The following is a 25,138-nucleotide window of genomic DNA, read 5'->3' on the forward strand; positions in this document are numbered from 1 at the left end:
TTCCCGGGCCGCATCGAAGCTCGCATCGTCGCCGCCTCGCCCAGCTGGCGCGGCTTCTTCTCGGGCCGCGTCGCAGCCCGCATCGTCGCTGCCCACGGACGTCTCGTCCAAGCTGTTCGACGCCGCCAGCGCGGTCATTCCCGGCGGGGTGAACTCGCCGGTGCGGGCGTTCAACGCGGTCGGCGGAACCCCCCGCTTCATCACCGAAGCCAACGGTTACTGGCTGACCGACGCCGACGGCAATCGCTATGTCGACCTGGTCTGCTCCTGGGGGCCGATGATCCTCGGCCACGCGCACCCGTCGGTGGTCGACGCCGTCACCCGCGCCGCGGCCAAGGGGCTGTCCTTCGGGGCGCCGACCCCGGCCGAAAGTGAACTGGCCACCGAGATCATCGACCGGGTGGCGCCGGTTGACCTGATCCGGCTGGTCAACTCCGGCACCGAGGCCACCATGAGCGCGGTCCGGCTGGCCCGCGGGTTCACCGGCCGCGCGAAGATCGTCAAGTTCTCCGGCTGCTACCACGGCCACGTCGACGCGCTGCTGGCCGACGCCGGCTCGGGTGTGGCGACGCTGGGTCTGCCGTCCACGCCCGGAGTCACCGGTGCGACCGCGGCGGACACGATTGTGTTGCCGTACAACGACATCGATGCGGTGCGCGACACCTTCGAGAAGTTCGGCGACCAGATCGCCGCGGTGATCACCGAGGCCAGCCCCGGCAACATGGGCGTCGTGCCGCCCGTGGCGGGCTTCAATGCCGGGCTGAAGGAGATCACCGGCGCGCACGGCGCGCTGCTGATCGTCGACGAGGTGATGACCGGATTCCGGATCAGCCGAAGTGGTTGGTATGGAGTCGATCCCGTCGACGCCGACCTGTTCACCTTCGGCAAGGTGATGAGCGGCGGACTGCCCGCCGCGGCCTTCGGCGGTCGCGCGGAAGTGATGCAGCGGCTTGCTCCGCTGGGGCCGGTGTATCAAGCCGGCACGCTGTCCGGCAATCCCGTCGCCGTGGCCGCCGGCTTGGCCACACTGCGTGCGGCCGACGAGCAGGTGTACGCCGCGCTCGATACCAATGCCGACCGGCTGGCCGGCCTGCTGTCCGGAGCGCTGACCGAGGCTGGTGTGCCACACCGGATTCCGCGAGCCGGCAACATGCTCAGCGTGTTCTTCGGCGACGCGCCGGTCACCGACTTTGCGTCCGCCCGCAGTAGTGAGACCTGGCGCTTCGCGCCGTTCTTCCATGCGCTGCTCGACGGCGGCGTGTATCCCCCCTGTAGCGCTTTCGAGGCGTGGTTCGTCTCGGCGGCGCTCGACGACGACGCCTTCGACCGGATCGCGGACGCGCTGCCCCTTGCGGCGCGGAGAGCCGCAGAAGCCACCGCCGAGGAGACCACGCCCTGATGGCCGAGCAGACCCGCGTTCACCTGATCCGTCACGGCGAGGTGCACAACCCCGACGGTGTCCTCTACGGTCGACTGCCGGGATTCCGCTTGTCCGACAAGGGAAATCGACAGGCTCAGGCGGCCGCCGACGCCCTGGCCGGCCGTGACATCGTCGCGGTGATCGCCTCGCCGCTGCAACGGGCACAGGAGACCGCCGCGCCGATCGCGGCCAAGCACAACCTGACGGTGGACACCGACCCCGACCTGATCGAGTCGGCCAACTTCTTCGAGGGCAGGCGGGTCAGTCCCGGCGACGGCGCCTGGCGCGACCCGCGATTCTGGTGGCAGATGCGCAACCCGTTCACCCCGTCGTGGGGCGAACCGTACAAGCAGATCGCGGCCCGCATGACCACCGCGATCGACAAGGCCAGGGCGCGGGCCAGCGGGCACGAGGCCGTCTGCGTCAGCCATCAGCTCCCGGTGTGGACGGGCCGACTCTCGCTGACCGGAAAACGGCTGTGGCACGACCCGCGCCGCCGCGAGTGCGCGGTGGGCTCGGTGACGTCGCTGGTCTTCGACGGCGATCGGCTGATCGACGTGCAGTACAGCGAGCCGGTACTCAGTTGACCAAGCTGGCGTTCGTCGCCGCGGTGGCGGCCGGTCTACTGGTCGGCTGCTCCACCGGTGACGACGCTGTCGCGCAGGGCGGCACCTTCGAATTCGTCTCTCCCGGAGGCAAAACCGACATCCTCTACGACCCGCCCGACCACCGTGGCCGGCCCGGCCCGATCAGCGGACCGGAACTGATGGACCCGGCGCGGATGATCTCGGTCGACGACCCCGCCGGCCCCTTCGCCGGACGGGTCGTGGTGATCAACGTGTGGGGGCAGTGGTGCGGGCCGTGCCGCGCCGAGGCGTCGGCGCTGCAACAGGTGTACGACGCCACCCGCGGCAACGGGGTGTCGATGCTGGGCATCGACGTTCGCGACAACAACCGCGAGGCCGCCCAGGACTTCGTCAAAGACCGCAAGATGACCTTCCCGTCGATCTACGACCCGGCGATGCGCACGATGATCGCGTTCGGCGGCAAATACCCGACGTCGGTCATCCCGTCCACCCTGGTGCTGGACCGCAGCCATCGGGTGGCCGCGGTGTTCCTGCGCGAGCTGCTGGCCGAGGATCTGCAGCCGGTGGTGCAACGAATCGCGGCCGAGAAGTGAGCGGGTTCACTGAAACTGCCACCGCCGGACCGCTTTTGCTGGCCCTGGCGGTGTCGGTGCTGGCCGGCCTGGTGTCGTTCGCATCACCCTGCGTGGTGCCGCTGGTGCCGGGCTATCTGTCGTACTTGGCGGCGGTGGTGGGTGTCGACGAGGCCGATCACGCCGCGGCGCGGGCTCGGTGGCGGGTCGCGGGATCGGCGGCGCTGTTCGTCGTCGGGTTCACCGTGGTGTTCCTGCTCGGCACCGTCGCGGTGCTGGGGATGACGACCTCGCTGATCACCAATCAGCTTGTGCTGCAACGGGTCGGTGGTGTGATCACCATTGTGATGGGGTTGGTGTTCGTGGGTTATGTCCCCGCGCTGCAACGCCAGTTCCGCTTCGCGCCGCGGCAACTGTCGACGTTGGCCGGCGCACCGCTGCTGGGTGCGGTGTTCGCGCTGGGGTGGACGCCGTGTCTGGGCCCGACTCTGGCCGGTGTGGTCAGCGTCGCGTCGGCCACCGACGGCGCCAGCGTGGCCCGGGGAATCGTGCTGGTGATCGCCTACTGCCTCGGGTTGGGAATTCCGTTCGTGCTGTTGGCTTTCGGCTCGGCATCGGCCGTCGCAGGTCTCGGCTGGCTGCGCCGGCACACCCGAGGGTTGCAGATCTTCGGCGGCGTCCTGCTGATCGCCGTGGGTGTCGCGCTGGTCAGCGGCGGATGGAACGAGTTCGTCTCCTGGCTGCGCGACGGGTTCGTCTCGGATGTGAGGTTGCCGATTTGAGCCGGCCACTTGCCTACGCCCGCAACACCTGGCGCGCTCTGACCTCGATGGGCACCGCGTTGGTGCTGCTGTTCCTGCTGGCGCTCGGCGCGATGCCGGGGGCGCTGCTGCCGCAGCGCAGCCTCAACGCCGGCAAGGTCGACGACTACCTGGCCTCGCACCCGAAACTCGGCCCGCTGCTGGACAAAGTGCAGGCGTTCAACGTGTTCGGCAGCTTCTGGTTCACCGCGATCTACACCTTGCTGTTCATCTCGCTGCTGGGCTGCCTCACCCCGCGGATGATCGAGCACGCCCGGAGCATGCGCGCGACACCGGTGCCGGCGCCCCGCAACCTGACGCGGCTGCCCAAGCACGCCGTCGCCACTGTCACCGGCGACGCCGACGAGATCGCCACCACGATCACCGAGCGGTTGCGCGGCTGGCGCACCACCGTCCGTCGCGGCGAGGGCATCGAAATCTCCGCCGAGAAAGGCTATCTGCGCGAATTCGGCAACCTGGTCTTCCACTTCTCGCTGCTCGGTCTGCTGGTCGCGGTGGCCGCCGGCAAGCTGTTCGGCTACGAGGGCAACGTCGTCGTCATCGCCGACGGCGGACCCGGCTTCTGCTCGGCATCGCCCGCCGCATTCGACTCGTTCCGGGCCGGCAACACCGTCGACGGCACGTCGCTGCATCCGATCTGCCTGCGGGTCAACGACTTCAAGGCCAAATACCTGCCGTCCGGACAGGCGACGTCGTTTGCCGCCGACATCGACTACCAGTCCGGTCGCGACTTGACCGCCGGCAGCTGGCGGCCCTACCGGCTCGAGGTCAACCACCCGTTGCGGGTGGGCGGCGACCGGGTTTACCTGCAGGGCCACGGCTACGCGCCGACGTTCAGCGTCGTCTACCCGGATGGGCAGGTCCGCACCTCGACCGTGCAGTGGCGCCCTGACAACGCCACCACGCTGCTGTCCTCCGGCGTCGCCCGCATCGACCCGCCCGCCGGCAGCTACCCCGACCCGGCCGAACGTCGCAGACATCAGATCGCCATCACCGGCTTGCTGGCCCCGACGGAGCAACTCGACGGCAAGCTGCTGTCGTCGAGCTTCCCGGCGCTGATCGCACCGGCCGTCGCCGTCGACATCTACACCGGCGACACCGGCCTGGACAGCGGCCGCCCGCAGTCGCTGTACACCCTCGACCCGCGTCTGATCGACCAGCACCGCATCGACCGGGCCGCGCGGGTGAACCTGCGGGTCGGGCAGCAGGTCCGCATCGACCAGGGGCCGGCGGCGGGCACCATCGTCCGCTTCGACGGCGCTGTGCCGTTCGTCAACCTGCAGGTGTCCCACGACCCGGGCCAGATCTGGGTGCTGGTGTCGGCGATGGCGATGATGGCGGGGCTGGTGGTGTCGTTGCTGGTACGTCGGCGAAGGATCTGGGTTCGGCTGCAGACCGAAACGCCGAGTAGCGTGAATGTCCAGGTAGGCGGTTTGGCGCGGACCGACAACGCAGGCTGGGGCGACGAGTTCGAGCGGCTGGTCGAGCGCCTCGAAAACGGGCTGACGGTCTCGGCTGCCGAGCCGATCGCCACCGGAAGGAGCACCCCATGAACACGACGCACGTCCACATCGGGCTGGCGCGCAACTCCGACTGGGCATTCACCTCCGCGGTGGTGATCATGGTGGTCGCGCTGCTGCTGTTGGCCGTCGAACTCGCCTACACCCGCAGCCGTGACCGCGATCGCGAGCTGGTCGGGGTGGGGGCTGACAGCGCAACCCCCGGCGTGGTGGCCGAGACCCCGCGCCGCCCGGTCGACGAGCGCGTCGGGCGGGCCGGGCTGCTGCTGGTCTACGCCGGGATCGGACTGCTGTTCGCATGCATCGTGCTGCGCGGTCTGGCCACCCAGCGGGTGCCGTGGGGCAACATGTACGAATTCATCAACCTGACCTGCTTCTGCGGGCTGATCGCCGGGGCAATCGTGCTGCGCAAGCCGCAATACCGTCCGCTCTGGGTCTTCCTGCTGCTGCCGGTGCTGATTCTGCTGACGGTGTCCGGACGCTGGCTCTACACCAACGCGGCGCCGGTGATGCCCGCGCTGCAGTCGTACTGGCTACCGATTCACGTGTCGGTGGTCAGCCTGGGTTCCGGGGTGTTCATGGTGGCCGGGGTGGCCAGCATCCTGTTCCTGCTGCGCACGTCGCGGCTCGGCGAGCCGGACACCCCGGGCGGGTTGGCCCAGCTGGTCCAGCGGCTGCCCGACGCGCAGACACTGGATCGGATCGCGTACCGAACCACGATCTTCGGCTTCCCGGTGTTCGGTTTCGGGGTCATCTTCGGTGCGATCTGGGCTGAGGAAGCCTGGGGCCGGTACTGGGGCTGGGACCCCAAGGAAACCGTCGCCTTCATCGCGTGGGTGGTCTACGCCGCCTACCTGCACGCCCGGTCGACGGCCGGCTGGCGGGACCGCAAAGCCGCCTGGATCAACGTGGTCGGATTCGTGGCGATGGTGTTCAACCTGTTCTTCGTCAACTTGGTCACTGTCGGGCTGCACTCCTATGCCGGAGTTGGATAACTGCAGCTCACAGGCATTCACAAGGCCCTGCGATATGTTCGATGACCAGAACTGTTCGTCGATAGCGACCCGAGCGTCGCACCGAGGGGATATTTCACGTGTCTGACCATCCGACGCATGACCCGAATACGGGCCGTCGCGGAGAGCATCCGACGACCGAACTGCCGCCGCAGGCGCCGCCACCGCCGGCTCCCGAGCCGCCGACCCGGGCGTTCACCGGATTCCGGACCGAACGCCGCTTCGGCGAGGGACCGACACAGAACGCGCCCATGCCGGAGACCCGCGTCGAACCGCGCGCCTGGGCCGAGACGCCGTACCAGGGGCTGCCCCGCGTCGTCGAGGCCAACGATGCGCCGCGCCGGGTCTACGGAAACTACGGCGGCCCGCCTCCCGCGTTCGAACCGGCGCAACAGCAGCCCAACCTGCCGCCGTCGCGATACCCGGAGCTGTCCACCAGCACCTTGCTGCGCCAGGTCAAGCCCGCGCCGGCGGAGGGCTGGCGCCGGTGGCTCTACCGCTTGTCCGGCCAGCTGATCAACGTCGGCGAGAGCCAGCGCACGATCCGCTACAACGACCTCACCGTCCAGGTGAACCGACCGCTGCGCGGGTGCTACCGGATCGCGATGCTCTCGCTGAAAGGCGGCGTCGGCAAGACCACCGTCACCGCCACCCTGGGCGCGACCTTCGCCTCGATCCGGGGTGACCGGGTGGTGGCCGTGGACGCCAACCCCGATCGCGGCACGCTGAGCCAGAAGGTGCCGCTGGAAACCCCGGCCACCGTGCGCCACCTGCTGCGCGACGCCGACGGCATCGAGCGCTACAGCGACGTCCGCAGCTACACCTCGCAGGGCCGCAGCCGACTGGAAGTGCTTGCCTCCGAAAGCGATCCGGCGATGTCGGAGGCCTTCAGCGCCGAGGACTACGCGCAGACGCTGGAGATTCTCGAGCGGTTCTACGGTCTGGTGCTCACCGATTGCGGCACCGGGTTGCTGCACTCCGCGATGACGGCGGTGCTGGAGAAGGCTGACGCGCTAGTCGTGGTGAGTTCGGGTTCGATCGACGGCGCTCGCAGCGCGTCGGCGACCTTGGACTGGCTCGACGCGCACGGCCACGAAGAGCTGGTCAGCAATTCCATCGCGGTGATCAACGCGGTACGCCCGCGTTCCGGCAAGGTCGACATGCAGAAAGTGGTCGACCATTTCTCCCGGCGCTGCCGGGCGGTGCGCCTGGTGCCGTTCGACCCGCACCTCGAAGAAGGCGCCGAGATCAATCTCGACCTGTTGAAGCGGGAGACCCGGGAAGCGCTGATCGAGCTGGCAGCTGTTGTCGCAGACGGCTTTCCGAACGATCAGCGCCGCTCCAACGAGCACTTCATCTGACGGGAGGACGACGCAGGGCCGTCAGGCTCGAGCGTCAGCGCGGGTTGTTGTCGCCGTGACTGAGCCGCCAGAGGAAGTCCGGATCGTCGTCAGGGCCGATGACGCGGCTCTTCGGCCGGCTCATCTGCGCGCGTGCCGCGCGCCAGCCGACGTAGATCAGTGATCCGAGAAGAAAGACCAGGAGCAGATAAAGCACTCAACACCTCCTTGGTCCGAATATACGCGGCGACCTAGGCTCGCACTGTGTCAAACGCACAGAGGTCGGTGGGTCGCGCGGTTCTCAGCGTCGTGTTCTACGTCGTGGCCCGCCTGGCATTGGTGGCCGCGCTGGCCGGCGCGATCTACGGGATCGGTCGCGCGCTCGGGGTGCACGAGTTTCCCATCGTCGTCGCATTGCTTTTCGCGTTGATCATCGCGATGCCGCTGGGCATGTGGCTGTTCGCCCCGCTGCGACGACGGGCCACCGCCGGCCTGGAAGAAGCCACCGCCCGCCGCCGCCAGGACCGCGAACAACTGCAGGCCCGGCTGCGAGGCGAAGAGCCGCCCGACCCGCATTAAGGCTGCGGTGAGGGCGGCGATACGTCGACATTGCCCGCCCTGTCCGCAGAGCGAACGCGTTCCAATCCGGTCAGGTTTCCTCGTTGCTTGACGCTGTGTGATTGCCGAGTTGACTTGGCCCTCGTGGGCGAATTGTCCGACCTGTCGCCCGGGCTTGTCGCAGACGCTGCGGGCAGCGCCAACCCGGCGATGGATTTACGCGCGGTGCGCGCGCTGCATCGACCTGGGGGTGGTCCGCGACAGTGTGTCGCGCACCTTCGGCGACGAAGCTTTCGCCAGAGCGTCGTCTCGCTCGGGTCGTTGTCGCCGCTCCCGAAGGCAGATGTCGTTGAGCCACGGGGCCAAGAAGGTGCAGGAGCTTGCGCTGCGGGAAGCGCTGGCGTACTAGGACACCGAGATCCGCTGCGAGCATCTGCTGCTGGGCATCTTGCGCAGCGGCGAGAAATCGGCCATCGGGTGATCGCCGAGCACGTCTACACCGCGCGATTACGGGCGGTGGTGGTCAACATGCGGGAGAGGGCGGCTCGAGGTTGCGTGACTTCGCACTCACTCAGTAACGTCTAAGCGTCGAAAAGGACCAGGAGAGGCACCGGTAAGCCCGCTCCCTTCCACAGGAAGCTCCGTTCCGCGCAGCGGACCCGCGGCAAGCACTGGCGCAGACGCGTCGGCGGCTTGAGCGCGCTCGCAGCACATGCGTCCATTTCCGGCCGGCTGTGCCCTGACAGGAGGCCGACATGCCATTAATTCGAACAAACGCCGGAATCGTCACTCAAATCAACACTTTCACGGTAACCGGTGGTGATCCGCAAAAACTGATCGACTCACTTCGTGAAGGTGCACAGTTCGCCAGCGCAACACCCGGTTGGTTGTCGGCGAGCCTGCACAGGAGCCACGATGGAACCCGCGTGGTGAACTACGCCCAAAGCGATAGCCTCGACGCCGCGCTGGCAGTGATCGATCGGCTTCGGCGCGAAGGTTTCCTGGAGCGCAACGCCGAGCACGGGGAGGCGCACCCCGGGCTTTATGACGTCGTATACACACTCGAACGTTGACGAACGCCCTCAGGCCGCCGTTACGCCCAACGCCGCCGCCACGGCGATCGACCAGACCAGCATCGTCAGGCCGGTGTCGCGCAGCACCGGGATCAGCGCGGGCCCTCGCTGCCCGGTACGCACCGGCTTCGCGGCCCGAACCGCCAGCGGCGTTGCCAGCAGGCCCAGCGCGCACCACGGCGTCGCCGCGGTCAGCGCCAGGGTCAACACCGCGGCGGCGGCCAGCAGCAGCTGGTAGAAGACGCGTGTTCCCTTGTCGCCCAAGCGGACTGCCAACGTGATCTTGCCGGACTCGGCATCGGTCGGGATGTCGCGCAAGTTGTTGGCCACCAGCACCGCCGACGACAGCGCCCCCGTCGTCACCGCCAGCACCGCGCCGACCCAGTCCACCCGCAATGCCTGGGTGTACTGGGTGCCGAGCACCGCGACCAGACCGAAGAACAGAAAGACGGCGACCTCCCCGTAACCCGCGTAGCCGTAGGGCTTCGAGCCGCCGGTGTACAACCAGGCTCCGGCGATGCACAGCGCACCGACCGCGACCAGCCACAGCGCGCTCGTCAGCGCCAGCGCCAGCCCGGCCGCCGCACCCACGGCCAAGCTCGCCACGGCCACCAGCAGGACCGACCGCGGCGCGGCCAGTCGCGAGCCCACCAGGCGCAGCGGGCCGGCCCGGTTGTCGTCGGTGCCGCGAATGCCGTCGGAGTAGTCGTTGGCGAAGTTGACCCCGATGATCAACGCGACCGCCACGGCCAACGCCAGCAATGCCTTCCACCAGACGGCGGAGTGCAGCCAGGCGGCCGCGCCGGTGCCGGCGATGACGGGGGCGACGGCGTTGGGGAGTGTTCGCGGTCGCGCACCGGCGATCCACTGCGAAAGACTGGCCACCCTGTGATCGTTCCATGCGCGTGCTCGACAATGCATAGATGCTTGGAGTGATCGGCGGCAGCGGCTTCTACAGCTTCTTCGACTCGGCGGCCCGCAGCGTCAGCCTGGACACGCCGTTCGGCGAGCCCAGCGGCCCGCTGACGGTCGGCGCCATCGGGGAGCACGAGGTGGCGTTCCTGCCTCGGCACGGCGTCGACCATCGCTATCCCGCCCACAAGGTGCCCTATCGGGCCAACATGTGGGCGCTGCGCTCGCTCGGTGTCCGACAGGTCTTCGCGCCGTGCGCGGTCGGCAGCCTGACCCCGGACCATGGCCCGGGAAGCGTGGTGGTGCCCGATCAATTGGTCGACCGCACCCGTCATCGCGCCGACACCTACTTCGATTCCGGCGCGGCGCACGTGGCCTTCGCCGACCCGTACTGCCCGACGTTGCGCGCCGCGGCGACCGGTCTGCCGGAGGTCGTCGACGGCGGCACCATGGTGGTGATCGAGGGTCCGCGGTTTTCCACCCGGGCGGAGAGTCGGTGGTTCGCCGCGGCCGGCTTCACCCTGATCAACATGACCGGCTACCCCGAGTCGGTTCTGGCTCGCGAGCTCGAAATCTGCTACGCAGCAATCGCTTTGGTAACCGACCTGGACGCCGGGATCGAGGCCGGCGGTGGCGTGAAGGTCGACGAGGTAATCGACGTCTTCGCCAAGAACATCGAGCCGTTCAAAAAGCTCGTCCGCGAAGCGATCGGCCGGGTGGCCACCGAGCATTCCTGTCAGGAGTGTCTGTCGCACACCGGGATGCCGAACCCGTTCGACGAGGGGTAGCGGTCAGCCCACCCGGGCCGCGGGCTTGCGCTCGTCGTCGGCGCCGGGCTGGCGGGGTGGACGTCCGCGTCGCAGGGTCTCGATCAACTCCCGATAGGGGCCGACCAGGTAGACGGTGTCGTCGGCGTGCAAGCGGGCGTCGCGGCGCGGGTGCAGCTTGAGCAATCCGTTGGAGGTCACGATCGCGATGACCCGGGCCTTGGTGGACAGCTCGAACATCCGCAGCCCGTCCAGCTCGCTGCCCGCGGCGACCTGCATTTCGCCCACCACGAACGAGCTCTGACCCACCGAGAACGTGCCCAGCACCTGCAGGCCGATGGCGGCGCCGATGAAGTACGGCACCGCTAATTCGACGGTGGAGCGGACGTTCTCGAAGCCGAACCGCTGGGCGACAGCGAAACCCAGCGTTCGGTCGTAGACCCGCAGCACCAGCGGGATGTCGGTCCAGTGCTCGCGGGTCGCCGTCTTCTTGCCGAGCATCTCGGCCAGCACGATGCCGGTCTCGATGTTGATCATGTCGTTGCGGGTCAGCACCGCGACCGCCCGCGCGCGGTCGACCCGAGCCGACTGCAGGGTCTGGCGCAGCGTGGCGTCGCCGAAGATGACCGGCACGTCGAGGTCGCGGACGGCGGACAGGAAGCGATTCTCCTCGTCCTGTTCGATGACGGCGACGTCGTGCCCGGCGCCGACCAGGTCCTTGATGACGCGCATGCCGAGGCCGCTGAGCCCGACCACCACGATGTGGTTGCGCAGATGCCCGACCCGTGGCCGCGCTGACGCGAAAACGAAACGGCGAGAAAGCAATACATCGGCGACGAAGGACACCAGCAGGGCAGTGGTGGTCACGCCGCTGAACATCAGCAGCGTGGAGAAGGTGCGTAGCCAGGTCGGCTGGTTGACGAAGCTGAAGTCGCCGTAACCGGTGGTGGTCATCGTCTCGATGGTGAAGTAGAACGCGTCCACCCAGCCCATCTTGGGCGGTGGACGGTAGCCGAACCGCAGCACGAACGTCGCGGTGATCAGCACCATCAACGTCGCGCCGACGACGGGGTAGAACGTCGGGTTGAAGTCGTTGACCACCCCGCGAACCACGTCGACCATCCGCCGGACGACGGTACGGCGGGACCGCGAGCGCGACGAGCCGGGGACCTTGATGCCTTGCGCGGCCAACTCGTCGGCGGTGCCGATCATCATCGTCCAGTCGCCGGCATGCACCCGCCGGTCGCGGCCGGGGCAGATCTCGAGCTCACCGGGGTCGGGGGAGTTGTCACCGTGGATGATCGCCACCGGCGCGAGGTCGCCGTAGAGCTCGCGCAGCGTCGCCTCGCGCGACGCGGTCTTGCCGGAGACGAGGAAGGTCAGCCCGGCGGCGTCGAAATCGTGGGTCGCCTGCGACAGACAGGCCTCGACGACCGCCGGCGCGGCGATCTCGGCCACGTCGAGGATCGCGCCGGCGCCGTTGTCGTTGGCCACCGCTTCGCGCAGCACGTCGTTGGCCACCCTCGAGACCACGCGCACGTTGGGGTTGGCTTTCCTTGCGAGCAACGCGATTTCAAGGTTCACCGCGTCGTCGTCGCCGGCGCAGACGACGGCCAGGGCGTGCGACACCTCGGCCAGGGTGAGCTCACGCGCGACGCCGGCTTCGGAGGCCTCGGTGTTGACCAGCCGGACCACCGTCGCGCCGGCGTTCTTCAGCTCGTCGGCGATCGTGGTCGCCAGCGAATCGTCACCGCTGACAATGATGTGGCGATGCATGCTCACACCCTGCCTTCGTGCCGGTTCACCAGGGCATTATGTCATCCGACGTGCGCTGGTCAGCTGTATCAACGCCGCCCGGTCGACCTTGCCGATACCCCGCAGCGGTAGCGCGTCCACCACGTGCACTTCCCGCGGTGCCGCGGTGTGGTCCAGGCTCTGCGTCACCTGAGCCCGCAGCTGCTCGAGTGAGGGTGCCGGTGAGCCGTCGACGAGCACGACCGCAGCCACCACCCGCTGGCCGAGTCGCTCGTCGGCCAGCCCGAACACCGCGCAGTCCGCCACCGCGGGATGGGTTCGCAGCGCGGCCTCGACGGGTTGCGGCAACACGGTCAACCCGCCGGTGCTGATCGCGTCGTCAACGCGGCCGAGCACGCTGAGCACTCCCGAATCGTCAACCATGCCAAGGTCGTCGGTGCGGAACCAGCCGGCTTCGGCGAACGGATCGGGGTCCGGCGGATTGCGGTAGCCCTTGGCCAGGGTCGGGCCGCCGAGGACGATCCGGCCGTCGTCGAGTCGGAGTCGCACGCCGTTGAGCGGGATGCCGTCGTAGACGCAGCCGCCGGCGGTCTCGCTCATGCCGTAGGTGCGGACGACGGTGATGCCGGCCGCCGCCGCGCCGGCCAGAACCGGCCCGGGGGCCGGGCCACCGCCCAGCAGCACCGCGTCCAGGCCGGCCAGGGCGGCGGTGGCTACGGGGTCGCCCAGCGCCTTGGCCAGCTGCGTGGCGACCAGCGAGGTGTAGCGCCGCCCGGAGCCGAGTTCGTCTACGGCAGAGGGTAATTGGCTGATGTCGAAGCCGGTCGAGACGTCCATTTCGACCGGGTCGGAGCCGGCCAGCAGGCTGCGGACCAGCACCTGGATGCCGGCGATGTGATACGGCGGCAGGGCCAGCAGCCACCGGCCTGGTCCGCCGAGGCGGTCATGGGTGGCCACCGCGCTGGCGGTCAGCGCGGCCGCGGTGAGCAGTGCACCTTTGGGCGGGCCGGTGGTGCCCGAGGTGGTCGCCACGACGGCCACGTCGGCGTCGATGGGTTCGCCCGCTCTTAGTGCCACCGCGTCCGACTGGTCAGCGCCCAGCGGAAGGAGTGCGGGGGCCTCGTCGTGCAGAACCGCGTCTAAAGCGGCCAGCAGGGGACCGACCGGCGAGCCGTGCGGCATGGGAAAGGCCCGCAGGACGGCTATTTGGGCTCCTCGCCGTCGCGGGCGTCCTCCAGCGGCCAGCCCTTGGCGGCCAGCCGTTCGCGCACCCGCTCGACGTCACTCGGCGCCGGCAGATGATCGGTGATCTGGGTGATCAGCACGCCGATGTCGACGTGGTCGAAGTCGCCGCGCGCGATCAGTTCGCGGGCCACCAGCTTGACTTCGTCATTGCTGAGTCGGCGTGAGAGCAGGGCCAGCACCGGGACGTAGTCGGTCGGCGGAATGCCCTCGGGGTAGCCGGCGCGCAACCACGCGACAACGGAGTTCAGGAATCGGTTCACGGTGTGTGCACTTCCCCCGCCCGACTGTCGCTATGCCTACAAACGGAATGAAATTCCGATGCTACGCGGGCTTGGCTCCGAGGATGTAAAGACCGGTGTGCACTCCGATGAACTCGCGAGCGATGTAGAGCACGCCCACGAAGACGGCGACCAGCACCAACGCATACAGCGCGTAGCTGATCGCGGCCAGCGCCGGGTTCCGTTGCGCGACGGCCGCGCCGGACCCCTGGGCGCCGGCGCCCGCTGAGCCGATCCGCACCGCGAGCGCGAAGATCGTGGGCAGCCCGCTGCCCAGCAGCAGGCCGAAGAACAGGATCTTCAGCGACGCCTCGTAGTTGAACCAGTGGCTCATCGCGTGCCCGCTTTCTTCACGTCGGCGTGCGGAGCGACGCCGGAGACTGCACCATTGCCGATCGGGGCGCCGGCCAGGCCCGGCTTGCCGTGCTCGTCGAGCCCGGCGGTCAGGTCGCCCTTCCACTCGGCGTTCACGTTGTTGTGGTCGACCTTGGTCTTGCGCGACTGCAAATAGATCGCCGTGGCGACGGCCACCAGCAGTGCGACGCCGATGATCGCACCCGGGTAACCGCCGATCTTGTGCACCACGAAGTAGGTGAATCCGCCGACCAGGCCGGCCGAGGGCAGGGTGATCAGCCACGCGGCCGCCATCCGTCCCGCCACACCCCAGCGCACCTCGGCACCGGGCTTGCCGACCCCGCTGCCGAGCACCGAACCGGTGACCACCTGAGTTGTCGACAGCGCATAACCGAACTGCGCGGACAGCAAAATGATGACGGCAGAAGAGGATTCGGCCGCCATGCCCTGCGGCGACTTGATCTCGACGATGCCCTTGCCCATGGTCCGGATGATCCGCCAGCCGCCGGTGTAGGTGCCCGCCGCCATCGCGCACGCGCAGGCCAGGATCACCCAGAACGGCGGCAGCGTCTCGGTGCGGCTGACCGCGCCGTAGGAGATCAGCGCCAGGAAGATCACGCCCATCGTCTTCTGGGCGTCGTTGGTGCCGTGCGCCAGCGAGACCAGCGACGCCGAGAAGATCTGGCCGCGACGGAATGCGGCCTCGCTGCGCTGCTCCGGGACGCCGCGGTTGATCCGGTAGACCAGCCAGGTGCCGACCGCGCCGACCACTCCGGCGAGAAACACCGACACCAGGGCCGGGATCAGCACGCGCGAGGCCACCCCGGTCCAGATCACCCCGTGGCCGCCGACCGCGGCGATCATCGCGCCGACGATGCCGCCGACCAGCGCGTGTGACGAGCTGGACGGAATGCCCAGCAGCCAGGTCAGCAGGTTCCAGACGATGCCGCCGACCAGTCCGGCGAACACCAGTTGCAGCGTCACCAGGTGACCGTTGACCAGGTCCTTGGCGATCGTCGCGGCGACGGCGGTGGACAGGAACGCGCCGAGCAGGTTCAGCACCGCCGAGAGCGTCACCGCTGTCTTGGGCTTGAGCGCTCCGCTGGCGATCGACGTCGCCATCGCGTTCCCGGTGTCGTGGAAGCCGTTCGTGAAATCGAAAGCGAGGGCGGTGATCACGACAATGATCAGAAGGAACAGCTGAAGATTCACGGGCCTAATTCTGTAGGTAGGAGGGACCGCTTGTCGAAAGAACAGCGTCGCAAAACAAAGGTATATCGCACTAGACGTCAGATGTTCGTCTGGGGTTTACCTGCCAGCTCACGGCGTTAACCGCGCGTGTCGCGGCGCAGCGGATGCTCCGGTGGAATCTGGACGAAGATGAGCAGAACGCCGTCGGGATCGACCACGTGCAACTCGTGCAGACCCCAGGGTTCCTGCCGGGCTTCCCGAGCGATCTCGACGCCCCGGCCCTCCAGCTCGGCCTGCGTCGCGACCACGTCGCGAACCTGCAGCCACAGTGCGCCGGGGAACGGCACGGCCGGCTTCTCCTCGGCGCCGTGATTGGCCAGCTCGATCAGCGACTGGCCGGCGAAGAACACCGTCCCCGCGCCGTAGTCGCGAAAGATCGCCAGCCCGAGCTGATCGCGGTAGAAGGTCAGCGACCGCGGATAGTCCGCCGGCCGAAACAGCATCCGGCTGGCGAGTATCTCCATGCCTTCGTGTCTATCACGCGTCGGGATTGTTCGGCTCGGCCTGCTTAGCCGACTTCTCCTCATCGCGCTTCGCGCTCTGCATCGTCGTCGGCTGAAGCCGCTGGCGCCGGATCGCGGTGGTGGCCAAGCCCGGGACGACGGTGTCGATCGCCTGCGCGGCGATCGCCATCCGGGGCGCGATCCGGACCGGGCGGGTGCGCGCCGCGTCGATCATCCAGCCGGCGGCTTCCTCGGAGGTCAGCGCCGGCAGGCCCTGGTACTCCTTGGTCGGCGCGATCATCGGGGTGGCCACCAGCGGGTAGTACAGCGTGGTCGAGTGCACACCCTTTGTCGCCCACTCGGTTTCGATCACCCGGCTGACCGCCGACAGCGCCGCCTTGGAGGCGTTGTAGACGGCGAACAACGGAGACGGCTCGCTGAAGACACCCCACGTCGCGACGTTGATGATGTGGCCGTCGCGGCGCTCCAGCATGCCGGGGGCGATGCCGCGGATCAGCCGCAGCGGTGAGGTGTAGTTGAGCAGCATGGTCCGGTCGACGTCGTGCCAGCGTTCCAGCGACTCGGCCAGCGGCCGGCGGATGGAGCGCCCGGCGTTGTTGATCAGGATGTCTACCCCGCCGAGACGCTTCTCGACGTCGGCCACCAGCGCGTCGACCGCGTCCAGGTCGGACAGGTCGCAGGGGATGGCGATCGCCTCGCCGCCGTCCGCGGTGATCCGGCCGACCACCTCGTCCAGCAGATCTTTGCGGCGGGCCACCGCAACCACGGTCGCGCCGCGGCGGGCGAACTGCTCGGCGGCGCATTCGCCGATCCCGGACGACGCTCCGGTCAGCAGGACGCGCTTGCCGGCCAGATCGATATTGGTTGCGCTGGGCAGCAGTCGCGGTACCAGGGGCGGGCGCATGCTGGCCAGCGTGATCTGCGTGGCCAGTTGTCGAATCGGGTTCCAACTCACGTCGGAAGTCTAGGTGGCAGGTCTGAGCGCGTTCGGCGCCGACTGTGGCCGATGTTCGAAGTGCCCACCTCCGAGCGACACCTCGTCGATTGCCCAGATCGACGCCAGCGTGGAGCGCTCTCGCACTTCTGCGCGCCAGCGTCGATCTCGGCGCAACCAGACGCCGGCGCCAGCGGCGAACCCGACGTCTAGAAGTAGCGCGGAAACGGCGTCCAGTCGGGCGGCCGCTTCTCGAGGAAGGCGTCACGGCCCTCGACGGCCTCGTCGGTCATGTACGCCAACCGGGTCGCCTCGCCGGCGAACAACTGCTGGCCCACCAGCCCGTCGTCGAGCAGATTGAAGGCATACTTCAGCATCCGTTGCGCCTGAGGCGATTTCGCGTTGATCTCAGCGGCCCACTGAATCGCCTCGGTCTCCAGCTCGGCGTGGTCGACGACGGCATTGACCGCACCCATGTGATGCATCTGCTCGGCTGTGTACGGACGACCCAGGAAGAAGATCTCGCGGGCGAACTTCTGGCCGACCTGGCGGGCCAGGTATGCGCTGCCGTAGCCGCCGTCGAAGCTGCCGACGTCGGCGTCGGTCTGCTTGAACCGGGCGTGCTCGCGACTGGCCAGGGTGAGGTCGCAGACCACGTGCAGGCTGTGCCCGCCGCCCGCGGCCCAACCGTTGACCAGGCAGATCACCACCTTCGGCATGAACCGGATCAGCCGCTGCACCTCGAGGATGTGCAGCCTTCCAGCCCTTGCGGCGTCAACAGTATCGCCGGTGTCTCCGCTTGCGTACTGGTACCCGCTGCGGCCGCGGATGCGTTGATCGCCACCCGAACAGAACGCCCAGCCGCCGTCCTTGGGCGACGGGCCGTTGCCGGTCAGCAGCACCACGCCGACGTCCGGCGACATCCGGGCGTGATCGAGCACGCGGTACAACTCGTCGACGGTGTGCGGCCGGAAGGCATTGCGCACCTCGGGCCGGTCGAAGGCCACCCGCACGGTCGCGTCGGCGACGTGACGGTGGTAGGTGATGTCGGTCAAATCGGCGAACCCGTCGACCGGCTTCCATTGATCGTCGTGAAAAGGATTGTCAGACAAGGTCGCCACCCGATGTGCTGTCACGCATAGGCAGACCGTAGTCGGCCGGCTTTGGGAAGGCTATCTTTGCTGGCCAGCGAAGGCGTGGCGGCTTAATGTGCCAACCATGTCCGCTACTTTGCATTCGCGCGAGCCGCACAGCGGCTCGGTGTCGGCCCGGTTGAATTGGCTGCGCGCAGGCGTGCTCGGCGCCAATGACGGAATCGTCTCTACGGCAGGCATTGTCGTCGGTGTCGCTGCGGCCACGGCGACGCGTGGCCCGATCGTCACCGCCGGAGTTGCGGGGCTGGCTGCCGGCGCGGTGTCGATGGCGCTGGGCGAGTACGTCTCGGTGAGCGCTCAGCGCGACACCGAGCAGGCGCTGCTGCGCACCGAGCGACGCGAACTCGCCGAGGACCCGGCCGCGGAGCTGGACGAGTTGGCCGCGCTCTACGAGGCAAAGGGTTTATCGGTGGCGACGGCGCGTTGCGTGGCTGAGGAATTCACCGCGCACGATCCGATCGCCGCCCACGCAGAGGTGGAACTCGGTTTCGATCCAACCGAGCTGACCAGCCCGTGGCAGGCGGCGGCGTCGTCGGCTGTGGCTTTCAGCGTCGGAGCCCTGCTGCCCTTGTCCGCCGTCATGGCGGCATCGCCTGCCGCCCGCATACCGCTGACGGTAGGTGCGGTACTGATCGCGCTGTTGATCACCGGAACTGTCTCGGCTCATCTCGGTGGAGCGCCGAAACACCGTGCGGCACTGCGTAATGGCGTCGGCGGCGGAGTCGCTCTGGCAGTCACGTACGCCATCGGTCACATGGTCGGTGCCGTCATTGGCTGACCGCTACGAATGTTCGGCGGACCCCTCGATGCCGTCCGGGAGCGCGCTGGTTCCGGGCGCGGTGATGGCGTCCAGGCGGGCCAGTGCGTCGGCGCTCAACGTGACGTCGCCGACGCCGAGGTTCTCCTCGAGGTGCGTGATCGACCGAGTGCCCGGGATCAGCAATGTCGTCGGCGAGTGCGCCAGCAGCCATGCCAGGCCGACCTGCGACGGCGTCGCCCCCAACTCGTTCGCGATCTCGACGACCACCGGGTCATTCGACACCTTCGGGAACCCGGGGAATGCCGAACCGAGCGGGAAATACGGCACCCAGGCGATGTTTTCGGCGACGCAGACGTCGAGCATCTGCTCCTGCGAGCGGTCCAACAGGCTGTAGGAGTTCTGCACACACGCCACCCCGACGGGCAGAGCGCGCTTCAGGACTTCCAGCGGCACGCTGCTGACGCCGATCGCGCCGATCTTGCCCTCGTCGCGCAGCGCGACCATCTCGGCCAGCTGGTCGTCGACGTCGACGATCTGATCGCCCTCGGCCTCCAGTCCGGGTCCCAGGTCCAGGCGCCGCAGGTTGACGATCGGAATCTGGTCCAGGCCAAGTTGGCTCAGGTCGTCTTCGACCGCGGCACGCAGGTCGGCAGGTCGCTGCGCCGGACCCAGGGGCACCGGCCCGTCGCCGCCGATATGGCGTGCGCCGACCTTGCTCACGATCACCAGGGCGTCGGGGTACGGCTCGAGCGCCGCGCGGATCCGGCGGTTCACCTCGCCCGGGCCGTAGAACGATGCGGTGTCGATGTGGTTGACGCCCAACTCAATTGCGCGGCGCAGCACGGCCACCGCGTCGTCGAGCGAGGTCTCGGCCAACTGCATGGCGCCGTAGCCGATCCGGGCCACCGGGTGGGTGCCGATCGTGGCCGTGCCGCCGAGTTTGTCGGTCATGGTGCTCCTGTCGTGAGACACTTGGCAGAGATACGGAGGTCCCTCCGTTTCATCGACTGTAGCAGAAACGGAGGCACCTCCACTTTGACCGGAAGGGTGCGCTCCGATGCTCGACGCAACCGAGAGAGGCTGCTCGAGGTCGCGACCGCGGCATTCACCGCCGCTGACGGCCGGCCGGTGTCGCTGGAGTCGATCGCGCGCGACGCCGGTGTCGGCATCGGCACGCTGTACCGCCATTTCCCCACCCGCGAGGCGCTGGTCGAAGCGACCTACCGGACCGAGCTCGCCGAAGTCGCCAAGGCCGCCGGGCGCCTGCTCGAGCGGTATCCGCCGGCGACGGCGCTGCGCCGCTGGATGGACCGCTACGCGAGCTTCGTCGCGGCCAAACGCGGCATGGCCGAGTCGTTGCATGCGATGTTCGACTCCGGGGCCGTGGCGCGCAACGAAACCCGGGACAGCATCGTCGGTGCCGTCGAGCTGCTGCTGCGGGCCGGTGTGGACGACGGCAGCCTGCGCGCCGACGTGCCGGCCGACGACGTGGTGTCGAGCCTGATCGGAATCTTCCTGGCCAGCGGCTCACCCGGGCAGACCGGCCGCTTGCTGGACCTGCTGGTGGCCGGTATCGGGAATCAAAAGCCGGTTGGCGGGTTGGAGGAAGCATGACACTCAACGACGCGGCACGCGCACTCATCGGAGACGGCGTCGATGCCACGCTGGTCACCCTCAACCCGGACGGCAGTCCGCAGGTCAGCCTGGTCTGGGTGGCGCTGCGATCGACGCCCGACGGTGACGAACTGGTGACCGCTCATTTGGCGGAGCACAAGAAGGTCCGCAACATTCGCCACGACCCCCGCGTGGCCGTGACGATCGTGTCGACGGAGGAAGCCGGCAACGCAATGCGGCCGTATCTGTCCGTCACCGGAACCGCCTACATCGAAGAGGGCGGGGCCCCGGGACTGCTCAGGAGTCTGGCGCAGACGTTGTCTGACCCCGACCAATTCCCGCCGAAGGATGCTCCGCCCGGATTCGTCACCCACATCCGGGTCGAGAAGGTCGGCGGCATCGGCCCCTGGTCCTGACCGTTCGCCGAAACGCGCCCGACCGCCCGGCCTGCCGGGCGCTGGGGCGCGACTGCCCGGCCAGCCGGGCGCTCGGCGCGGAAACTCAGCCGACCGCGCGGCCGGCGCCCTCCCAGAACTGCGCCCGCACGGCCTTCTTGTCCGGCTTACCCAGCCCGGTCAGCGGCAGCGCGTCGACGATCACCACCCGCTTGGGTGACTGCACCGAACCCTTGCGGTCCTTGACCGCGGCCTGGACGTCGGCGGTCATCGCTTCGACCGCGGCGTCGTCGCGCGCCGCGTCCTCGCGCAGGACGACGACCGCGGTGACCGCCTCACCCCACTTGTCGTCCGGCGCCCCGACCACGCAGACCTGCGCGACCGACGGGTGCTCGGCGATCACATCCTCGACCTCGCGGGGGAAGACGTTGAAACCGCCGGTGACGATCATGTCCTTGACCCGGTCGACGATGAAGTAGAAACCGTCCTCGTCCTCGCGGGCCATGTCGCCGGTGTGCAGCCAACCGTCCTTGAATGTGTCGGCGGTGGCCTCCGGAAGATGCCAGTAGCCGCCGGCCAAAAGCGGCCCGGCGACACAGATCTCGCCGGGCTCACCCGGTGCGACGGGCTTACCGTCGTCGCCCAGCAGTGCCACCCGGGAGAACAGCGTGGGCCGCCCACAGGACGTCAGGCGCTTCTCGTCGTGGTCGGCCTTGGCCAGATAGGTGATCACCATCGGCGCCTCGGACTGGCCGTAGTACTGCGCGAAGATCGGGCCGAACCGCTTGATCGCCTCGGCCAGCCGGACCGGGTTGATCGCCGAGGCGCCGTAGTACACCGTCTCCAGCGACGACAGGTCGCGGGTCTTGGAGTCCGGGTGGTCCATCAGCGCGTACAGCATCGACGGCACCAGCATGGTCGCCGTAATCTTCTGCTCTTCAATGACTTTCAGCACTTCGGCCGGGTCGAACTTGCTTAGCACCACCATCTCGCCACCTTTGACCACGGTGGGCGTGAAGAACGCCGCGCCGGCGTGCGACAGCGGCGTACACATCAGGAAGCGTGGATGCTCGGGCCACTCCCACTCGGCGAGCTGAATCTGCGTCATCGTGGCGATGTTGCCGGTGGTGCCGATCACGCCCTTCGGCTTGCCGGTGGTGCCGCCGGTATACGTCAGGCCGCCAACGTGATTCGGCGGCAGGTCGGCGACGGTGATCGGCTGCGGCGAATATTTCGCCGCCTCGGCATTCAGATCGACCGCGACATCTTGGAGCTGTTCCGGGACCGGGCCGATCGTCAGGATCTGCCTCAGCGAGTCGACCTTGTCCAGTAGTCCGAGTGCCCGCTCGACGAACATCGGGTTGGGGTCGATGATCAGCGCGGTCGCCCCGGCGTCGGAGAGCACGTAGGCGTGGTCGTCCAGCGAACCCAGCGGATGCAGTGCGGTCCGGCGGTAGCCCTGAGTCTGGCTGGCGCCGAGGATCATCAGCACCTCGGGCCGGTTCAGCGAGAGCAGGCCGACGGTGACGCCGCTGCCGGCGCCGAGTGCGTCGAACGCCTGGATGTACTGGCTGATCCGTTCGGCCAGCTGACCGCCGGTGAGCGTGGTGTCGCCGAGGAAGAGCACCGGCCGGTTCTTGTGGCGCTTCAGTGCGCCGACGAGCAGGTGGCCGTTGTGGGTCGGATTGCGCAACAGATCGTCCGTCATGGAGTCAGACTAGAACGTGTTCCAATTCGTGTCAGCCACACCCTGTTGTCACTAGTATTTCTGCCCATGGCCGCCGCAGATGTCGTCATGTACGGAACCGTTCTGACCGTCGACGACGCCCGGCCCACCGCCGAGGCGCTGGCGGTGGCCGACGGCCGGATCGTCGCGGTGGGCAGCCGATCCGAGGTGGCCGCACTGGTCGGCCCGTCGATCCGGACCATCGACGTCGGCACCGGCTGCGTGATGCCGGGTTTCGTCGAGGCGCACGGCCATCCGCTGATGGAGGCGATCGCGTTGTCCGACCGGCTGGTCGACATCAGGCCGGTCACCATGCGCGACGCCGACCGGGTGGTCGAGGCGGTCCGGGGCGAGGTGGCCCGCCGCGGCGCCGACGGCGCCTACCTCAACGGCTGGGATCCGCTGCTGCAGGATGGTCTGCCGGAGCCGACGCTGAGCTGGCTGGACCAGGTCGCACCGGACAATCCGCTGGTCATCATCCACAACTCCGGCCACAAGGCGTACTTCAACTCGCGCGCCGCGCAGCGGGCCGGGCTCAGCCGCGACACCCCCGACCCCAAGGGCGCCAAGTACGGGCGCGATGCCAACGGCGAACTCGACGGCAGCGCCGAGGAAACCGGCGCGGTGTTCCCGCTGCTCAGCGGTGCCATCGCGCCGAGTGACTACCCGGCCATGCTGCTGGCGGAGTGCGCCCGGCTCAACCGGGCCGGGCTGACCACCTGCTCGGAGATGGCGTTCGACCCGGCCCTACGGCCGCTGCTCGACGGCCTGCGCGGCGCGATCACCGTGCGGTTGCGGACCTACGAGATGTCCAACCCGCAGATGTCGACCACCGCCACCCCCGGCGAGGGTGACGACATGGTCCGTCAGGTCGGCATCAAGATCTGGGTGGACGGCTCGCCGTGGATCGGCAACATCGCGCTGTCGTTTCCCTACCTCGATACCGCGGCCACCCGCGCGATCGGCGTGACGCCGGGCTCGTGCGGCTGCGCCAACTACACCGCCGAGCAGCTCACCGAGATCGTCGGTGCCTACTACCCGCTCGGCTGGCCGATGGCCTGCCACGTACAGGGTGACGCCGGGGTGGACACCATCCTCGACGTGTACGAACAAGCGCTGCAACGTCATCCGCGTGACGATCACCGGTTGCGGCTCGAGCACGTCGGCGCGATCCGTCCCGAGCAGTTGCAGCGCGCCCACGACCTCGGCGTCACCTGCAGCATCTTCGTCGACCAGATCCACTACTGGGGTGACGTGATCGTCGACGGACTCTTCGGGCCCGAGCACGGAAACCGTTGGATGCCAGCGGGTTCCGCGGTCGCCACCGGTATGCGGATTTCCCTGCACAACGACCCGCCGGTCACACCCGAGGAGCCGCTGCGCAACATCAGCGTGGCCGTCACGCGCAAGGCCCCGAGCGGACGGGTGCTGGGCCCCGAGGAACGGTTGACCGTGGACCAGGCGATCCGGGCGCAGACCATCGACGCGGCCTGGCAGCTGTTCGCCGACGACATCATCGGCTCGCTGGAAGTCGGTAAGTACGCGGATCTGGTTGTGCTGTCCGCTGATCCGCGCACGGTACCGCCGGAGGAGATCGCCGATCTGGAGGTGCTTGCGACATTCCTGGCCGGCCGCCAGGTCTACTCGTCGTGACCCCGACGCTGGACGATCTGCTCGACCGCCTGCACGTGGTGTCGCTGCCGATGCGGGTGCGCTTCCGCGGCATCACGACCCGCGAGGTGGCGCTGGTCGACGGCCCGGCCGGCTGGGGCGAGTTCGGCGCGTTCCTGGAGTACGGCGACGCCGAGGCCGCGTACTGGCTGGCCGCCGCGATCGACTCGGCCTACCGCCCGCCACCCGCGCCGCGACGAACGCGCATCGACGTCAACGCCACCGTCCCGGCCGTCCCCGCGGCGCAGGTCGAAGAGATCCTGGCGCGCTACCCCGGCGCCCGGACCGCCAAGGTGAAGGTCGCCGAGCCTGGTCAGACCCTTGACGACGACGTCGCCCGGGTCGAGGCGGTCCGTGCGCTGGTGCCGACTGTGCGGGTCGACGCCAACGGCGCCTGGACCGTCGCGCAGGCGGTGGAGGCCGCGAGGGCGCTCGGCGCGCTGGAATACCTCGAGCAGCCCTGCGCCACAGTCGATGAGCTCGCGCAGGTGCGTCGCCAGGTCGACGTGCCGGTGGCCGCCGACGAGAGCATCCGCAAAGCCGGCGACCCGCTTGCCGTGGTCCGCGCCGGCGCGGCGGATATCGCGGTGCTCAAAGTCGCTCCGCTGGGCGGGATTTCGGCGCTGCTGGCAATCGCCGAGCAGATCGACATCCCCGTCGTGGTATCCAGCGCGCTGGACTCCGCGGTCGGCATAGCGATCGGGCTGTCCGCGGCCGCCGCACTGCCGACGGTGAAGCATGCCTGCGGGCTGGGCACCGGTCGGTTGTTCGTGGAGGACATCGCAGACCCTGTCGAGCCGGTCGACGGTTATCTGCCGGTCGGACCGGTCACGCCTGATCCGGCCCGGCTGGCTGCCTTGGCCGCACCCGCGGATCGCCGGCAGTGGTGGATCGACCGGATCGGGGCCTGCTTTCCGCTGCTGTCCTGATTTGTGGGGTGCATGGCGTAGACGA

The 25,138-nt window shown here is 68.5% G+C and carries 27 protein-coding genes; 15 read left to right on the forward strand and 12 right to left on the reverse strand.

Annotation, left to right across the window (positions count from 1 at the left end; translation table 11 throughout):
• Positions 1–88: 88 nt before the first annotated feature.
• From hemL to CYU59_RS04615, 7 genes are all read left to right on the forward strand, one after another.
• Complete coding sequence (hemL, locus tag CYU59_RS04585; protein WP_292976579.1) at positions 89–1,399, forward strand: glutamate-1-semialdehyde 2,1-aminomutase; 1,311 nt, start codon at positions 89–91, stop codon at positions 1,397–1,399.
• Positions 1,399–2,007 (forward strand): histidine phosphatase family protein, encoded by a 609-nt coding sequence (locus CYU59_RS04590; RefSeq protein WP_292976375.1) that lies wholly within the window; start codon positions 1,399–1,401, stop codon positions 2,005–2,007. The genes hemL and CYU59_RS04590 overlap by 1 nt, the downstream gene beginning before the upstream one ends.
• Entirely contained in the window at positions 2,004–2,600 is a 597-nt protein-coding gene (locus CYU59_RS04595; RefSeq protein WP_292976377.1) for a TlpA disulfide reductase family protein, read from the forward strand. Before CYU59_RS04590 ends, CYU59_RS04595 begins: the two co-directional genes overlap by 4 nt.
• Positions 2,597–3,361, forward strand: a complete 765-nt coding sequence (locus CYU59_RS04600; protein ID WP_292976380.1) for a cytochrome c biogenesis CcdA family protein — start codon at positions 2,597–2,599, stop codon at positions 3,359–3,361. Before CYU59_RS04595 ends, CYU59_RS04600 begins: the two co-directional genes overlap by 4 nt.
• Positions 3,362–3,408: 47 nt before the next feature.
• Positions 3,409–4,953, forward strand: coding sequence for a cytochrome c biogenesis protein ResB (locus CYU59_RS04605; RefSeq protein WP_292976581.1), 1,545 nt, complete (start codon positions 3,409–3,411; stop codon positions 4,951–4,953).
• Positions 4,950–5,915, forward strand: a complete 966-nt coding sequence (gene ccsB / locus CYU59_RS04610; protein ID WP_292976383.1) for a c-type cytochrome biogenesis protein CcsB — start codon at positions 4,950–4,952, stop codon at positions 5,913–5,915. The genes CYU59_RS04605 and ccsB overlap by 4 nt, the downstream gene beginning before the upstream one ends.
• Before the next feature lie 98 nt (positions 5,916–6,013).
• A complete protein-coding gene (locus tag CYU59_RS04615; protein WP_292976385.1) occupies positions 6,014–7,294 on the forward strand; it encodes an AAA family ATPase in 1,281 nt (426 codons plus the stop codon).
• A gap of 34 nt (positions 7,295–7,328) precedes the next feature.
• On the opposite strand, the gene CYU59_RS04620 is transcribed toward CYU59_RS04615, so the two are convergent.
• A complete protein-coding gene (locus CYU59_RS04620; protein ID WP_292976388.1) occupies positions 7,329–7,490 on the reverse strand; it encodes a hypothetical protein in 162 nt (53 codons plus the stop codon).
• A 47-nt stretch (positions 7,491–7,537) separates the two neighbouring features.
• Between CYU59_RS04620 and CYU59_RS04625 the strand changes: the two genes are divergently transcribed.
• Both CYU59_RS04625 and CYU59_RS04630 read left to right on the forward strand, forming a co-directional pair.
• Complete coding sequence (locus CYU59_RS04625; RefSeq protein ID WP_292976390.1) at positions 7,538–7,852, forward strand: DUF4229 domain-containing protein; 315 nt, start codon at positions 7,538–7,540, stop codon at positions 7,850–7,852.
• A gap of 734 nt (positions 7,853–8,586) precedes the next feature.
• A complete protein-coding gene (locus CYU59_RS04630) occupies positions 8,587–8,904 on the forward strand; it encodes an antibiotic biosynthesis monooxygenase (protein WP_292976393.1) in 318 nt (105 codons plus the stop codon).
• A gap of 9 nt (positions 8,905–8,913) precedes the next feature.
• Here CYU59_RS04630 and CYU59_RS04635 read toward each other — a convergent pair whose 3' ends face one another.
• Positions 8,914–9,789: a 1,4-dihydroxy-2-naphthoate polyprenyltransferase gene (locus CYU59_RS04635; protein ID WP_292976396.1), complete on the reverse strand. Its 876-nt coding sequence runs from the start codon at positions 9,787–9,789 to the stop codon at positions 8,914–8,916.
• A gap of 38 nt (positions 9,790–9,827) precedes the next feature.
• On the opposite strand from CYU59_RS04635, the gene CYU59_RS04640 reads away from it, so the two are divergent.
• Entirely contained in the window at positions 9,828–10,604 is a 777-nt protein-coding gene (locus CYU59_RS04640) for an S-methyl-5'-thioadenosine phosphorylase (RefSeq protein ID WP_292976398.1), read from the forward strand.
• Between the two features lie 3 nt (positions 10,605–10,607).
• Here CYU59_RS04640 and CYU59_RS04645 read toward each other — a convergent pair whose 3' ends face one another.
• The 8 genes from CYU59_RS04645 to CYU59_RS04680 all read right to left on the reverse strand — a co-directional run bounded on the left by CYU59_RS04645 (position 10,608) and on the right by CYU59_RS04680 (position 17,976).
• Positions 10,608–12,359, reverse strand: a complete 1,752-nt coding sequence (locus CYU59_RS04645; protein ID WP_292976400.1) for an NAD-binding protein — start codon at positions 12,357–12,359, stop codon at positions 10,608–10,610.
• A 36-nt stretch (positions 12,360–12,395) separates the two neighbouring features.
• Entirely contained in the window at positions 12,396–13,520 is a 1,125-nt protein-coding gene (gene menE / locus CYU59_RS04650; RefSeq protein WP_292976402.1) for an o-succinylbenzoate--CoA ligase, read from the reverse strand.
• Positions 13,521–13,540: 20 nt separating this feature from the next.
• The gene (locus CYU59_RS04655) at positions 13,541–13,843 is read right to left on the reverse strand and encodes a DUF3349 domain-containing protein (protein ID WP_292976404.1); all 303 of its coding nucleotides are present in this window, start codon (positions 13,841–13,843) and stop codon (positions 13,541–13,543) included.
• A gap of 61 nt (positions 13,844–13,904) precedes the next feature.
• Positions 13,905–14,195: a hypothetical protein gene (locus tag CYU59_RS04660; protein ID WP_292976406.1), complete on the reverse strand. Its 291-nt coding sequence runs from the start codon at positions 14,193–14,195 to the stop codon at positions 13,905–13,907.
• Positions 14,192–15,427, reverse strand: coding sequence for an inorganic phosphate transporter (locus tag CYU59_RS04665; protein ID WP_292976408.1), 1,236 nt, complete (start codon positions 15,425–15,427; stop codon positions 14,192–14,194). Before CYU59_RS04665 ends, CYU59_RS04660 begins: the two co-directional genes overlap by 4 nt.
• Before the next feature lie 116 nt (positions 15,428–15,543).
• A complete protein-coding gene (locus CYU59_RS04670; protein WP_292976411.1) occupies positions 15,544–15,930 on the reverse strand; it encodes a VOC family protein in 387 nt (128 codons plus the stop codon).
• 13 nt (positions 15,931–15,943) lie between these two features.
• A complete protein-coding gene (locus tag CYU59_RS04675; protein WP_292976414.1) occupies positions 15,944–16,885 on the reverse strand; it encodes an SDR family oxidoreductase in 942 nt (313 codons plus the stop codon).
• A gap of 188 nt (positions 16,886–17,073) precedes the next feature.
• Complete coding sequence (locus CYU59_RS04680) at positions 17,074–17,976, reverse strand: 1,4-dihydroxy-2-naphthoyl-CoA synthase (protein ID WP_292976584.1); 903 nt, start codon at positions 17,974–17,976, stop codon at positions 17,074–17,076.
• 106 nt (positions 17,977–18,082) lie between these two features.
• Here CYU59_RS04680 and CYU59_RS04685 point away from each other — a divergent pair, with 106 nt between their 5' ends.
• A complete protein-coding gene (locus CYU59_RS04685) occupies positions 18,083–18,796 on the forward strand; it encodes a VIT family protein (RefSeq protein ID WP_292976417.1) in 714 nt (237 codons plus the stop codon).
• A 3-nt stretch (positions 18,797–18,799) separates the two neighbouring features.
• Here the strand turns inward: CYU59_RS04685 and CYU59_RS04690 are convergent, their stop codons facing one another.
• Entirely contained in the window at positions 18,800–19,729 is a 930-nt protein-coding gene (locus CYU59_RS04690; protein WP_292976420.1) for an aldo/keto reductase, read from the reverse strand.
• An 84-nt stretch (positions 19,730–19,813) separates the two neighbouring features.
• Here CYU59_RS04690 and CYU59_RS04695 point away from each other — a divergent pair, with 84 nt between their 5' ends.
• Both CYU59_RS04695 and CYU59_RS04700 read left to right on the forward strand, forming a co-directional pair.
• Positions 19,814–20,392 (forward strand): TetR/AcrR family transcriptional regulator, encoded by a 579-nt coding sequence (locus tag CYU59_RS04695; protein ID WP_292976423.1) that lies wholly within the window; start codon positions 19,814–19,816, stop codon positions 20,390–20,392.
• A complete protein-coding gene (locus CYU59_RS04700) occupies positions 20,389–20,808 on the forward strand; it encodes a PPOX class F420-dependent oxidoreductase (protein ID WP_292976426.1) in 420 nt (139 codons plus the stop codon). Before CYU59_RS04695 ends, CYU59_RS04700 begins: the two co-directional genes overlap by 4 nt.
• Positions 20,809–20,893: 85 nt before the next feature.
• Here CYU59_RS04700 and fadD8 read toward each other — a convergent pair whose 3' ends face one another.
• On the reverse strand, positions 20,894–22,495 hold the full coding sequence (gene fadD8 / locus CYU59_RS04705; RefSeq protein ID WP_292976428.1) for a fatty-acid--CoA ligase FadD8: 1,602 nt from the start codon (positions 22,493–22,495) through the stop codon (positions 20,894–20,896).
• 66 nt (positions 22,496–22,561) lie between these two features.
• Here fadD8 and CYU59_RS04710 point away from each other — a divergent pair, with 66 nt between their 5' ends.
• Together CYU59_RS04710 and CYU59_RS04715 are read left to right on the forward strand one after the other, a co-directional pair.
• Positions 22,562–24,166: an amidohydrolase gene (locus CYU59_RS04710; RefSeq protein WP_292976431.1), complete on the forward strand. Its 1,605-nt coding sequence runs from the start codon at positions 22,562–22,564 to the stop codon at positions 24,164–24,166.
• Positions 24,163–25,113: an o-succinylbenzoate synthase gene (locus CYU59_RS04715; protein ID WP_292976433.1), complete on the forward strand. Its 951-nt coding sequence runs from the start codon at positions 24,163–24,165 to the stop codon at positions 25,111–25,113. The genes CYU59_RS04710 and CYU59_RS04715 overlap by 4 nt, the downstream gene beginning before the upstream one ends.
• The last annotated feature ends 25 nt before the right edge of the window (positions 25,114–25,138 follow it).

The organism is Mycobacterium sp. (assembly GCF_002863225.1).
Lineage (GTDB): Bacteria > Actinomycetota > Actinomycetes > Mycobacteriales > Mycobacteriaceae > Mycobacterium.